This window comes from Stenomitos frigidus ULC18, assembly GCF_003003795.1.
GTDB lineage: Bacteria > Cyanobacteriota > Cyanobacteriia > Leptolyngbyales > Leptolyngbyaceae > Stenomitos > Stenomitos frigidus_A.
Map to the genome: position 1 here is coordinate 1 of NZ_PVWK01000055.1, position 13,108 is coordinate 13,108.

Genomic DNA, 13,108 nt, shown 5'->3' on the forward strand with positions numbered 1-13,108 from the left:
GTACGCTATGGCGCGCTTCTTGCCGCTCATCCCTGAGTGTTGCCACTCATTTCGAGCGAACGGGTCGCACAGTCCAATCGTAGTCCAGAGTCGTAAAAGTTGGACTAACCCAGAACTCAAAACATCCATCAAGTAGTGCTTTAACGCTGCGGTTACCCCAGTGGGTTAATTGCGTTGGCAGAAGTGCAACTGTATACAACGAAAGCATCGATGTTTGAGGCATTGTGCCAGTCTGCGGTTAGTCCAAGGCGAGGATCGCGATCGCTCAGTTAGCCTTGCTTATCAATGGAGTCAGCAGTTAGGGGTCAAAACCTTGGCTTAATTCCCATATCGCTGCAATAGCTCCGATACATCTTGACCACGCCTGGATTGCCTTTGTGAGTGGTTGGAATGTGGGTGTAACTTGCTGGCAACCATTTCTCATAGTCTTTGTCTTCGTTCTGAGTCCAGCCTGTCACGCAGTCGATCGTTTGATAGGAAAGGAAGACGCCAGAGATAGTGTAGGGATACTCTTCTTTCTGAATCACAAAGCGGTTTTCACCTTTGCGGCGATAGATAACATACTCACCATCTGCATACTTCTTTAACTTGGCAATATCAAATTTGCCACTTAAAGCTGGTCTGAATTTGGGGCGTGCTGGAGCAGCGCTAACAATCGCAGGCATGAACAAGCCAAACACAATAGCAAGACTCAATACGGGCAGCGCTACACGGGGCAAAAGTTTCATCGGCTTGACTAGGTAAGGGGTTGTAGTGAAAGGCTAACGTTGGCTACTTCAATAGCGCGATGGGTTTATTTGTCTACGTCTACCAACGATCCAGCTAGCCAGCCAGAACCGCCTACATGGTTGCCATTTAAATCAACCAGCTTAATCCGAGCTTTGTCCGGTTGCGTAGGATATCCGACTCTCACCCATGCCCTCTGTAAGTTCTGAGCGGTCTGTAAACGCGTTTGATAAGGCTGACTGTGCCACACATTCTGAACCGTGATCACCGCTTCGCCTGGAATGCTACTGCTATCAATGCTGGCAATGATGGTGTTGTCTGGGTCGATCTTGGCGATCGCCTCTTTGAAGCTAACTAAGTCACCAGAGTTAGTCGAATCGCTACTTGAAGAGGTCTCTGGTTGGCTGGGTGTAGACGCAACGGCTGAAGGTGAAGGCTTTGCTTGCGGTGACAAGGGACGAAACAGCCCTATGGTGTCTGCCACTACTAGCATGACAACTGAAGCAATCACGCCTAAGACAATCGCTGTAGCCTTAGCCTTTTTCGTTGTCGGCATCAAAACGACAGGTCTTTCATATGGATCATCAGAAACAGTTGGCGTCGTTTTTTGTTTAGCTTTCCCAGGTTCAGTCTTAGCTGTTTCGATGCCGCTTTCAACGGCTTGATGAGGCACTGTTAACCCCACTCGATCGCTCCATGCTGGAAAATCTTCTCCCTCTACGCGCCCATAAATAGCGAGGTTCTTAATACTTTCGATTTTTAAGTTTGCAATGCCCTTGGAAACATATGCGACTAGCGCTTGCTGGTTTGGCGTATGCTCGGCTTCCAGCATGACGTGGAGTTCGCTGCCTGTCAGTTTGGTTTTGACCTTGATGCCTTTGGGATTCAGCGATCGATTCATCAGAGCGGCGATCGCCTGTGGGTTGCCTTGTTTGGCAGCGCTTAATACCTCTTGTGGTGTCATGACTGGATGGTAGGGGACGTTTAAGTATTCCTACGTTCTTAGAGAAAACCCCGAAAGATGGCATGAAAAATTGTCTAGCACTCGTTCACCCTTAACAAACCTTAGGATTTTCCAAGCTCTTTGGCTGCCAATTCCAGGTTGACCTTTAACTTGATTCGCTCAGTCTCGATCTTTGAAAGCTGTTTGTCCATCGCTTGTGCAAGCCTTAAATGCACCGTCTTGTCTATGGAGTGCTGGAAAACTTGCCCCATGTCTTGTTTCGCTAATGCTAGCTGCAAGCTTTTATCGGCTTCTACTGCTTTAGTTTTGCTGAGTATGCAGCGCTGTCTCAATTCGCGCTCAAATATTTCAAGCTCTGAGGCGATCGCCTGCAATGACTGGATCGACGTGCTGACGTAACTTGAGAAATTATCTTCTCCTGCTTTGCTTTTGTTAAGGAGAGCAGCTTTCAAGGCTTCTAATTCGGTGTCGATCGGATCAGGCTTCATAGCTAGCGGTGACAAGAGTGGTTTTGAACCTATTCCGCCGTGTCTAGAGAAATCCTGAACAATGGCATGAAGAATTGTCGGCACCTTAACAAACCCAAACAAGTCTAAGCTTCTGCGGTCTCCCTAGTCCCTGTGCCGCTTGAGTACTGATGGCAAATGCTGACATTTGCTAACATTCAATCGCGTAGTGTTGAGGTGATCACCTTGGTCTAAAACTTAATCAGAAGCGTCAGGATTTCCTTTGGCTGCTGAGTATTTTGAGAGGTAATTACCTGATCTCGTTATAGCTATGAATCAGCCCAAGCCTACTCCTCAGAGCATCCCTCCTTCTGTAACTGAACTCAGAGCTTTGCGAAGCGAGCTGGCGCTAGTTAAAGAGGAATTAATCGGGTTGCGTTCTGACTTAAAAAATCGCAAGCAAGCAGATGTCACTGATCAGGTGGCAAAAGGCGTTCTCATTGCTGGCTTTCTCGGAACCGCTACTTGGTTTCTTTTTGCTATCCTTCTATCTGGTTTGATCAGTCGCTAGTACATCCAGTAGAAAAGCGAACTCAGAGAATCAAGTGATTCTACGCCTGTTCGTCCACTGGCAAGTTTTTCGCTTGTTCACGCAATCACTTAGATACGTAATTACGCAACTACTTGTTCACTTGTTCAAGTGCTCACGTAATTACTGCATCACCAGTCGCGCCAATTTGTTGAGCCGTTGCTCCACAGTAGTCAAGCGCTGCTGGAGCGATCGCACTGTTCCAGCGTCTTGCTTCCTTAATGCCTCACTGACCAATCCCGCGAACCACTCGGAGCGACTTACGCCTAACTCATTCACTACTGCGTCAATCTGCCCTATCCAGTCATCAGGAATGCGACAGCCGATCGTCACTTTGGGCTTACTCATCAGAACGCCGTAAACGCGCATACACAATGGTACGCAATGCGTCAAGAGATGGCACACGAAAAAGTGTAAACAGCGTTAACGACTTAAGCAAAACTGATGAATCGGGGTAGTTTCACGATGAAACGCCCATTCCATCGCAGCGGGAATGATAAGTAATCTGTAAGAGCGGCGATCGCCGCTGTGCCAGTTTGCAACCCCAAAACCAGAAACCTTATAGACATTAGGTTTCTTACTTCGTAAAATAACAGAAGACGAAGTAGAGAGGGGTTTAGCGATGAAGGTGGAAAGGAATGGTCAGGCGGAGATTCTCAGTCCTGAGCAATTAGAACTGGTGTTGGGTGAGTTGCGGCATCCCCATCGGCTCATTTTTGCCATCTGCTATTACACCAGTTGCCGGATCAGTGAAGCCGTCGCGCTTCAGGTCGGTGATATCCAAAACGGTCAGATCGTCTTTCGCTCTGCCAATACGAAAGCCAAGCGCACGAAAGAAGTGAGCATCCCGCAAAAACTGCAAACGGAATTTGATGCGGTTGACCTGCCTGAGTCGGGTTATCTGTTCCCTGCCAGAACGGGCGCGACGGGGAGCCACATCACCACCAAGTCTTGTGACCTGGCACTCCGCAAAGTCTGTGATTATGTGGGCTTGAAGGGCATCAGCACCCACAGTTTCAGGCGCACTTCAATTACCAACCTCTACCGGGCGGGTGTAGACCTGAAGACGATTCAGGAGCGCTCTGGACACGCGTCGATCGCCAACGTCGGGTTGTACATCGAAGGGTTGAACGGTGAAGCGCAAAAGGCAGGGGAACTGCTGTGAGTGTGTGGACTAGCAGGCAGCCGTCTTGATGCAGAGGTCACTCCCATTGCTTTTGCCTTGTCTTATCCACATATTTCTTAACTGTTTCAATGTCCTTGAGGATTTGCGGATAACGCTTGAGCAACTCTTGGGGCAGGCGATCACAGTCTCGATCTTTGAGCTTGTCTTTGTCCAGGAAGCTTTCGGGTAGAGCCACATGGCACAGTAGCGGTGGCTGTTTTCCCCCTAACTGGGGGTTGGTGAGTCCTTTGGTGTTGCGGAGATCTGTAGCGAGGAGGATTGCCTGTTGCAAATTGGCATAGTTGAGGTCTGCCGCTTGCAAATTGGCTCTGTTGAGGTCTGCCTGTTGCAAATTGGCATTGTTGAGTTTTGCCCCTTGCAAATTGGCACCGCTGAGATCAAGGTACTTATCAGGTGGGTCCTTTTTCTGCCTCCGTCCAATGACTGTCAAAGCTGCCTGAACGTCTTTCGTGACTCGTTCACCTGTAAGTGCCTTAATTGCTTGAGTCCAATGCTCTTGTTCTGTACCGCTGCCATTGCTGTTCTGCCATAGCTCATAAGCCTTGACGCGGATCTGCTCTTCAGTAGGGATCGGCGATTTCTCCTGGATGAAAGACGTGAGGACTTCCATAATGGTCCAGTGGTCTCGATTTGAGTCATACGCGATGCGTTCTAACGCATAGATGCCACCAAGACGGACTTCGATCTTGTCGCTGCCCAGTTGCTCTACAGCCTTAGAGAACCGCTCTGTAATAAGCCGTGTTTGCGTGAGCCGCAGATTCCAAAGGACAAAAACGCCACCGCCAATGGTGGCGATCGTACCAACGCCGCCAACAATCGCTTTGACAACATCCAGAGAGGCATCAAACTGCTTTTTGGTCGCGTCTGTCGGCTGCTGTTGTAGCTTTTCCCAATCTCGCGACACTCGACCTCCCCAGGAAGCCACCCATAAGCTTAGGGCAATGAAGAGTACCACTCCTACCGTCCAGTAGAAGAACGAAAGGCGAAGCTTAACTGATCGCAGTTTTTTCAAGAGGGAACGCATGACAGACAAGGGTAGACGCTACAGGAGCCATCATCGCAGCTTTCGCTCTTTTTCTTTCATTGGAGACTCGATGAGGACAAGATCAAGCGATCGCCTGGTTAGCCAATCTTATAAATGGGCATCTTAAACAAGCCAGCATTGCCATAAGTAGATGCACTCCTGAGTAGAAAACACATCGCCCGATCGCTGGCAGCGGGCTTTCTCGTCTGGGCTGGACAAAGCTAAAGCCTCAAACCATCTCTGGCTTAAGGCTGTCAGCAACTCATATACAATCGGGCACATGACTTACTCGTTTGCTACCTCTGGCTGCTCTGATAGAGGGTTTAGCCTCCCGTTGGTAGTAATAAAGTGGAGGAAGCGACAGAAACTCCACACCGAACGCCCTAGCTCTCTTCAACTTGCGCTGCTCGCACCCCTGCGGTCGCTCTCCTTCGGGGTGCAATACCAGACCACAACAGCAAAACGTCTGTACAGCACCAGTTAAGTTTGTTATTTGATTATCTTAACGATCATAGATTAGCAACACTGACGCTGATACTAATCGGTCGGTGGTGGGAACTCGCACTGTGCTAAAAGAGGGCTTGAGACAGAAACAGATGATTTAACAAATCTGTCGTGAAGTAGAGAGCAGAGTTCAATCGCATCAAAGCACGAAGTGGCGATCGCTGCCTTCACGGGTTGCCGCATGGGTGAAGCGCTGGCACTGAGAGCAGAGAACCTTGACTTGCTAGCAGGAACGCTTACCCTGACTCATACCAAGACAGGCAAGGCCAGGGAGGTGGTGATGCACCCTGAACTGGTAGCGCTGCTGAGTGACGCAACCTTGCCCACAGAGGGCTATCTCTTCCCTTCACCACGCACAGCAGGGCACATCACCAGGCAAGCAGTAGACAAGGAACTCAGGCAGGTCTGTGAGGCCTTAGAGCTTAGGGGTGTGGGTACGCATTCCTTTAGACGATCGCTGGCAACTAACCTCCACGGTAAGGGCATCCCACTGAAGACGATCGCCAGCATTACCGGGCATGAATCGCTCAATGAATTGAGCGTTTACCTGGATGTCACGCCCGCCCAGCAACGCGCTGCGATTCTCTCGCGGTAAAGACAGATGTGTATGGGGTCTGGGGAGCAACGGAACGGTAAATGCATTTAAGCGTTCTCAAATGTTATCTGATAGTGTCCTAAAGCACTGCAAATAGAGCCTTTCAGCCCTTTCGCCCTGTACCATGAATTAACGGCTACTACCGCTCATAATTAGAGGTACTCATCGTTGCACAAACGAGCGTTTGTGCAACGATCCGAAGCTAACCAGAAAGATAGGCATTGGCTGTTGCATAAACGTATTGCACTAGAGCATCAATTGGCAACAGGTTTATGCAATCCAGTTCATAGGTCACGCATAGCTTTTAACCTAAGCTCAAGGCATTTGTGGTTAGGGCTGCTGGCTAAGGTTTTCTCTAACTGAAATAGAACTGGAGCCTTAAGTACATTTACCGTTCCGTTGCTCCTCAGACCCCTAATATTGACGGTTCCAGAGATCGCTACAAGCGTTAATCCGATCAGGCAAGCTTTACAGAGTTACATAGCATGGTTGTGTGACAGACGTGTGGCTGACCTGCTATAGGGGCGTTACATGTAACGTTCCTACAGAGAAGAACAACATGGTTGAAACACTACCGCATATCACTTCAAGTTACGAGTAGGAGCGCTGTGAGGGTCAGTGGCAGCGGGTGTGGGCAAGCTGTCCAACTCTAACTGTTTATTCTGGCTGGCACCAGGCTCGTCCTCTAGCAGTTTGAGGATCTGACCGTCATCGTTTGATTGCCTACAGTCAGTCTGGGCAGACGTTGCCGCGCCAGCAGTCGTGCGACTGGGGTTATCTCCCGTTGCCCCCCCACGCTGACCAGACGGCACCACCGCGATCGTCGCCGCTGCCCCACAAACAGCTTCCTTCTCCTGAGCCGTCAACTGTCGCTGCGCCACTTGCCCATCTTCTCCCTGGAACCGTTGCCGCAATGCAGCAAGGCGATCGACGGTTGGAACTCCACCAGTAACAGGATTCGGTTGCTTCGGTATCGCTGGAAAGGATAGATTTTGAATGGAACCGTATAGGACTGAATCAGTGCCAGTAGTGAATGTAATGCCTCCAACAAGTCCACTGACATCTACTGGAAAATCTGCTGAACCAAACATAAGGGGTGCATACTGCTGATTGAAATACAGATTAGATCTGTTAGAAAATTGATTAAAATTAACGTTTTGAGCAGTAACAGGTTGATATTGCAAGTTTCCACCCGTAAAGACTCCAACTGCATAAGGCTCTTGACCAGAAATGATAGAGCCGCTAACCCGTGGTCCTAGAGAGAACGCTGCATCGCCGCCTCGAATGATACCCCGAAGGAAAGCTCCCCCTTGGCTATTAGTAGTACTCGTATCAAACAGAGTTCTTGAAGCATCTCCGTACTGAATAACGACCGAACCCCCTTGTGTCACGAGAATCGAACTGTTTTCGTACAGCGACGCATCATACAACACCATGATGGAACTAGGGATTGCAGTGGCTGGAACACCTCTAGCAATCAAAAAGTTGTAGAGAGGGGTGCCCGGAGCGGATGAAGTTGCTCGTGGGCGAGGATCATTAAATCGTGTTCTTGCCACGCCTGTTGCTTGAAAAAGACCCGCCGCCTTAATATTAACTCCATTGCTTGAAGCACTAATTATGCTGACTCGAATGTCACCAGCAGTAGAGCGCAAAACAACAGAACTGGCAGCATAGTCTGAAGGATTGAGACCTGTTGCAATAATAGAAGCTGTAGCTATATTTCCAACTGCGGCTAAATCAACATTGATATTATTTGTGCTGCTACTTTGAGCTGCCGCGCTACTACGCGTAGCTTCGATATTACCTAGATTAATAGCACTGCGGGAGTCGATCGCAAGTGTACCAACAACAAAATTACGGGTAGAACAATCGACACAGCGAATACTAGTAGCAGGAGTCCCAGTTGGTAATGTTCCTACTACTTGAATGGCTCCACCAGTTAGAGCAGTGTTGGGTTTGTACTGGTTAGTCAGCAAGACAAAACCAGGGTTACCTGGCGTACTAATATCAGAACCAAGAACTCCATTAACTTCAATAGAATTGACCGTAATATTGGCGCTTGTGGGTGCAGTAAATGTGGGTTGATTTGATGAAGGCGCACTATTGGGCAGGGGCGTTGGAATGGAGCGATTTACAGGCAAGCCTCCTAACTGATTCCAATCAATGCCTGCTCGCACGTCTAGGGTAGGATTACGCCCATCAATTACTAACTGATTGGCTGCGGTTGGAATGCGCTGTATGTTGCCGTCATTGTCTACCGTGGGAGTCACATTAACGTACAAAGGGCTGCCATCAGCACGGGTGATGGGGGCAAGGCTGGCAAAGGTGCGGCTACCGTTGAAGAGGGCAGCATTAGCCGGATTAATCGTCTCGGCGGCAATGCCTGGAGCATTAATCACGACGTTGCCGAGTGTCACACTACCACCTGCAAGGATGTGCAACGAAGCTCCCGTGTAGTCACCCAGGGTAACATCGCCTGCTGCCAGAATAATTGGGTCGTAAGGACTGAAAACATTCCCTGGATTACCATTGAGCTGCTCAAATTTGAGACTGCCGCCTGCAAAGTAGTGAGCATCGCCGCTGATTGTCTGGGTCGATCGCAACACCATATCGCCACCCGAAACTAAGCTACTGGCAGCATGGTGAAGCGCAAAGATATCAACCGTCTGATCGCCCTGAATCGTTAAATTTCCACCCGCTCGAATGTTGACTGGGTTCGTCACACTATCCCGCACAATGACTGCATTGTTTGCCAACAAGTGCAAATCATCGGTGACGCGAAGTTGACTTTCAGGTAGGGTCAAACTGTTGGCGGCTGCTAGCGTTGCTGTTTGAGCGGTAACTGTTTTAGCAACGACATCGCCATTTTGCACCTGCAAGCCAGAGCCGATGAGTTTCACCAGACCATTTTCGACTGTTAAACCAGTAGCGCTGCCTGAATTCCCCCCAGTGAGCAATTGAGGCAGCGTCAATGGTGTAAAGGGCAGTGCCTTAACCGCTGTACCTGTGTCTACAGGCAATGCCAAATTCAGTAAACTGCCATCCTGAGAGATGCGGACGAGTTTCTCGCCTGGTACGGCTGCAACGATGATGTTGCCACCTGGCGCGGTCAACGTTCCTGTGTTGATGACGGTGCCACCCAGCAGGGTGATGCTCTGTCCCGTTCCTACGGCAAGATTGCCCGCATTGATAATGCTTCCTGGTTGGCTCATCGTCAAAGCAAAGCTGCCAGGATTGCCGATTAAATTAGCGTAGTCGTTAGAGCCGATCGCATTGAACCAGCGATCGCCCAAACCAATCCCGTTTGCTGTCGTGGCTGTAAAGGAACCTGCCACATCCAGGCGAGCATTGGCACCAAACACAATCCCTGCCGGATTCATCAGGTACAGATTCGCATTGCTGCCCGTAACTCGAATTAACCCATTGATGACAGAGGCATCGCCGCCCACCACTCGACCGAGAATATTCTGAATCGCTGGATTGGCGCGAAAATTCGCAATCTGGTCGGCATTCAGCCCAAAGGTTTGAAAGCTATGGAAGAGGTTGGTGCCTGCGGTTGTCCCACCTGTGATATCAAACGTGTTGCCGCTGGGCGTGACGATGGTATTGGCATCATTACTGGCGGGTACAACCTGTGCCCGGGCTGCACTGTGCAACGCTCCGAACACAACCGTAGACGAGAGCAGTAAATTAGCAACAGCGCGTGTGGGGGTCATGGGAAGAGATGGATGAGGAGTTAAGCTAACAGACTGAGAGCAGATCGACTGAGAGGACTTAAAAACGATCGCCTCAGTGAATCTGCCGAACCAACGAGCAATTAAGCGCGATCGCCTCTTGCACCCACCGGACGATCGTCTCTTGCATCAGTATATCCACCGACCCATTAAGGGGTCGCACCGACATACGGGCAAAAAAGTGCAACATGAGGCTGTAACTCTTTACCTGTAGGGATTTCAGGAAATAGATCATTTAAGCTGCACTGCTGAAACCCTTGATTAGTAATGGTTTGGACTACTTTTGGACATTGTACTAATCAAAAATCAGTAGTACATAGCCTCTTTTGATATGGTTTCAACGGCTGAAAGCCCCATTCTCTCGTAGCACTTCTGCATCCTTCAGCAGAAGGGCGAGGAGGGGGAGAAGGGAAAAAGCGGCGGTGTAAAGGTTTGAGCGCTTGTGCCAGTTGGCGAGTAGTCCAGAGTGAAGCGGGCGATCGTCTGGTTAGCCCTGCTTATGGATGGGGCACTCTAAGCCAGCCAGCCATGCCTTGGTAAATGCACCTTTAAGAATGGACGTGCCCGATCGCTGGCATCGGGCTTTTATATGGAAGCTAGCCCATGTCTCGTAAGCTCATCACCATTCTGATCGTGGGTCAGGTCTTGATCTTATCTATAGCGTAATTACTGAAACGCTTGCTGGATAGTGATTTTACACTGTGGACGGTTTCTATGAGGTAGCTAGAAGCAAGTGAGGACAGATGCTTTGCGCGTATCAGGTCAAGGGGTGCCGTTTACCAAAATTTTACATTCCCCCCGTACTGCAAAGATTGATGTAACTGTTACGCTTTTGATACACAAATTAAATCGTTAAAGCTAGATTAAGGCTAAGACTACATTAAGACTGATTGACATGGCAGGTAATTCAAATTACCCTTATCCTAATTAACTTTTAGGATAGGATAAAAGCGTACTGCATGCAGTCTGAAAATCAGGAGAAATACTTTAGGGTAAATCGGAACACTTTGGGTCGTTCAAGAAAGGAAATGTGGAGACTTTTCAAATCAGTTGTAGGACTCGGTGCTTTCAAAGTTGAAAAAGGCTCTTCTAAGTCTATCAAGGTAAGGGCTGAGAGGCATATTTCTGTAATTCTAGGCGAAAGCAGATCTGAGCGGGAATTTTCAGAGAAGATCGAACGTCTTGAAAAAGATTTCGTTCTACTCGCCGAAAACATTATCAGATACTGGGATGATTTGGGGGCAAGTGATCTAAACGCCAGCTCCATTAAAAGATTTCTTGAGTATCTTTGCTGCGAAAAACAGTTAGAGTTTCAATTCCTTTGTTCTACGATCATTTGTCCTGACACTGAAGCCGAATAGAGGTGAAGACATGGATACTCCGTCTACAGCCCCCAAACTTTACGTTGACGATAATTTGGCTAGGCAAAAGTCCCTAGATATAGCGATAGAGCTTGTCAAGCAGCAAGTAACGCTAGCTTCTGTACTTGTCGGCTTAGGTTTGACGTTTGCAAATAATTTCAGAAACACACCCACTGAAATCATACTTAAGATTTCGCTCATATGCTTAATTTTCAGCTTCGTTGCTGGGGTGTTGGCAATATCGATCATCTCTTCTGTTGTCGCCAAAAACAAAAAAGGCTCAGAAGTCACACAGCACAAAACGGTAAGACCGTTAGGAATCTTTCAGGGGATCATGTTTGTGAGCGGTGTTGTAGCGATGGCATTGTCTGTAATTTTTGTTATTTAGCCTGTGTGACGTGTAATGGCATTTGGGCACACTAAGCAAACTAGCATTGACATAGATACACCCTGCAAATGACATAAGCCCGATGCCAGCGATCGGGCTTTTTCGTATCTTCTTACTGTCGAGCATGAACTAAGTATCAGGAGTGTTTGTTCAACCTTCGCGCTGAATGGGCATTCTAAGCCATTAGGTTCACCTGAAGAATTACTGCTCAGTCCAAAGACTGGGCTTTCTCAATATGCAACCCACCACACTCAAGCTCAAGCCCACCACTTTTAGACCTGGCAGGGTTGTCGCTACTGTCCTCGCCATGCTGCTTCTTGCGGCGGCGATGTCATGGTTCTATCACCCGATCATGGTGAAGCTGCACGGTGGCGTTTGGTGCATGAGGGCTTATCCTGCCGGACACCAGGAGTTTCTGTATGGTGGAGCGTGTAATCGCTAGTGGAAGACTTTAGTCCAACCGACATTGCTCTCGATTATGGCTACTACCAGCCAACGAATGAAGCAGGGCTTTTTGTAGTGGCTGCGATCGGGCTGCTGGTTGTTGTGACGTGGGCATTGCGCGAGCGGCGGTTCTGATTCGCAATTGCTGAACGACAGCGGGATAGGACTTACGCAGAAGATCCCCCAACCCCCTTAAAAAGGGGGCTTTTGGAGCTCCCCCTTTTTTAAGGGGGGCAAGGGGGGATCGAGGTTTCAAGCCTCAAGTGCGTAAGTCCTACGGGAATACATCATCAGGTCTTAAACTTCAATACCTGAAGAAAATAAACTAAACGGGATTGGCAGCCTGTATCAAGACTCCGATCGTTTTGGCAACTTCAATGCCATTCTCTTCCAGAATGACTATTGGTTCGGCACCATCGCTCATCTCAACGCGCTTGACCAGTATTTGTCCGTTGGAAAGACGTTGCCCGGTTTGTACGTGACGGCTAGAGACTTCATTGGGTGCTTTTACAATTACCTGAGTCACTTTACCGACGACAACAACACCACTGACTTCAACCGCATTCGCTAATGCCGCCGATGGCAATGGCGGTAAGACTGCGATGACCGGACTGTTTTGCTTTACTTGTGTCGTTACGGGTTGTCTTGGGGGAACAGTGATGCTTGGTTTGTTCTTCACTGATAAGGGCTTTACAGGAGGGGAGTAAGGGTAGTAAGCAACTTTTGGCGCAGGTGTTCTCCTTCTAATCTTTGTTTGTCGTGGAATCGGTGCGGGAAACAAAGTGGGAGACGGAGCGGAAACCGTCGGTCTGTTGAAAGGAATGACTGTGCGATCGGGAAGCGGGATTGACTGTTGTAGTGTGACTGGCACCGCTGCAAACGGGTCTTGCCTTTTCTCGCTGTCAATGATTTTCTGTACCTGTCTAGCCCGTTCGTCACCATTGGTTGCTTGCACCAGTCCTGGAATATTTTCAGGAGCAGACACTTGAGGGACTAAGGCTGCAGCTGACTTGGCATCAAAAGGCTGTGTGGCGGTTGAAGTTTCTGGTGCATTAGGCGAGTCTGTCGCAGGTGCGGTTGTGACAGTGACTTTTGAGGGAGAGGAGCAGCCAGCGACAGTTAAAGCGATCGAGCCAGTCATACCAAT

The 13,108-nt window shown here is 49.0% G+C and carries 15 protein-coding genes; 7 read left to right on the forward strand and 8 right to left on the reverse strand.

What is annotated here, in order from left to right; translation table 11 throughout:
* Positions 1-305: 305 nt before the first annotated feature.
* The 3 genes from C7B82_RS09330 to C7B82_RS09340 form a co-directional block, all read right to left on the reverse strand.
* Positions 306-728 carry a hypothetical protein gene (locus C7B82_RS09330; RefSeq protein ID WP_106256027.1) on the reverse strand — a complete coding sequence of 141 codons (423 nt, stop codon included), beginning with the start codon at positions 726-728 and terminating at the stop codon, positions 306-308.
* Positions 729-793: 65 nt separating this feature from the next.
* The gene (locus tag C7B82_RS09335; RefSeq protein ID WP_106256028.1) at positions 794-1,690 is read right to left on the reverse strand and encodes a hypothetical protein; all 897 of its coding nucleotides are present in this window, start codon (positions 1,688-1,690) and stop codon (positions 794-796) included.
* Positions 1,691-1,791: 101 nt separating this feature from the next.
* The gene (locus C7B82_RS09340; RefSeq protein WP_146141110.1) at positions 1,792-2,262 is read right to left on the reverse strand and encodes a hypothetical protein; all 471 of its coding nucleotides are present in this window, start codon (positions 2,260-2,262) and stop codon (positions 1,792-1,794) included.
* Between the two features lie 205 nt (positions 2,263-2,467).
* On the opposite strand from C7B82_RS09340, the gene C7B82_RS09345 reads away from it, so the two are divergent.
* On the forward strand, positions 2,468-2,707 hold the full coding sequence (locus tag C7B82_RS09345) for a nucleotide exchange factor GrpE (protein ID WP_106256030.1): 240 nt from the start codon (positions 2,468-2,470) through the stop codon (positions 2,705-2,707).
* A 141-nt stretch (positions 2,708-2,848) separates the two neighbouring features.
* On the opposite strand, the gene C7B82_RS09350 is transcribed toward C7B82_RS09345, so the two are convergent.
* On the reverse strand, positions 2,849-3,073 hold the full coding sequence (locus C7B82_RS09350; protein WP_146141111.1) for a ribbon-helix-helix domain-containing protein: 225 nt from the start codon (positions 3,071-3,073) through the stop codon (positions 2,849-2,851).
* A 274-nt stretch (positions 3,074-3,347) separates the two neighbouring features.
* On the opposite strand from C7B82_RS09350, the gene C7B82_RS09355 reads away from it, so the two are divergent.
* Entirely contained in the window at positions 3,348-3,890 is a 543-nt protein-coding gene (locus C7B82_RS09355) for a tyrosine-type recombinase/integrase (protein WP_106256032.1), read from the forward strand.
* 37 nt (positions 3,891-3,927) lie between these two features.
* Here C7B82_RS09355 and C7B82_RS09360 read toward each other — a convergent pair whose 3' ends face one another.
* Positions 3,928-4,935, reverse strand: coding sequence for a pentapeptide repeat-containing protein (locus C7B82_RS09360; protein WP_106256033.1), 1,008 nt, complete (start codon positions 4,933-4,935; stop codon positions 3,928-3,930).
* A gap of 637 nt (positions 4,936-5,572) precedes the next feature.
* On the opposite strand from C7B82_RS09360, the gene C7B82_RS09365 reads away from it, so the two are divergent.
* The gene (locus C7B82_RS09365) at positions 5,573-6,034 is read left to right on the forward strand and encodes a tyrosine-type recombinase/integrase (protein ID WP_106256034.1); all 462 of its coding nucleotides are present in this window, start codon (positions 5,573-5,575) and stop codon (positions 6,032-6,034) included.
* 581 nt (positions 6,035-6,615) lie between these two features.
* Here C7B82_RS09365 and C7B82_RS09370 read toward each other — a convergent pair.
* Positions 6,616-9,750: a two-partner secretion domain-containing protein gene (locus C7B82_RS09370; RefSeq protein ID WP_106256035.1), complete on the reverse strand. Its 3,135-nt coding sequence runs from the start codon at positions 9,748-9,750 to the stop codon at positions 6,616-6,618.
* Positions 9,751-9,823: 73 nt separating this feature from the next.
* Positions 9,824-9,958 (reverse strand): hypothetical protein, encoded by a 135-nt coding sequence (locus tag C7B82_RS34210; protein WP_281258947.1) that lies wholly within the window; start codon positions 9,956-9,958, stop codon positions 9,824-9,826.
* 769 nt (positions 9,959-10,727) lie between these two features.
* On the opposite strand from C7B82_RS34210, the gene C7B82_RS09380 reads away from it, so the two are divergent.
* The 4 genes from C7B82_RS09380 to C7B82_RS32130 all read left to right on the forward strand — a co-directional run bounded on the left by C7B82_RS09380 (position 10,728) and on the right by C7B82_RS32130 (position 12,096).
* A complete protein-coding gene (locus tag C7B82_RS09380; RefSeq protein ID WP_106256037.1) occupies positions 10,728-11,129 on the forward strand; it encodes a hypothetical protein in 402 nt (133 codons plus the stop codon).
* 10 nt (positions 11,130-11,139) lie between these two features.
* Entirely contained in the window at positions 11,140-11,517 is a 378-nt protein-coding gene (locus tag C7B82_RS09385) for a hypothetical protein (RefSeq protein WP_106256038.1), read from the forward strand.
* 235 nt (positions 11,518-11,752) lie between these two features.
* Positions 11,753-11,959, forward strand: a complete 207-nt coding sequence (locus C7B82_RS09390; RefSeq protein ID WP_106256039.1) for a hypothetical protein — start codon at positions 11,753-11,755, stop codon at positions 11,957-11,959.
* Entirely contained in the window at positions 11,959-12,096 is a 138-nt protein-coding gene (locus C7B82_RS32130) for a hypothetical protein (RefSeq protein WP_181357422.1), read from the forward strand. The genes C7B82_RS09390 and C7B82_RS32130 overlap by 1 nt, the downstream gene beginning before the upstream one ends.
* A gap of 190 nt (positions 12,097-12,286) precedes the next feature.
* Here the strand turns inward: C7B82_RS32130 and C7B82_RS09395 are convergent, their stop codons facing one another.
* A complete protein-coding gene (locus C7B82_RS09395; RefSeq protein WP_106256040.1) occupies positions 12,287-13,102 on the reverse strand; it encodes a hypothetical protein in 816 nt (271 codons plus the stop codon).
* Positions 13,103-13,108: the final 6 nt, after the last annotated feature.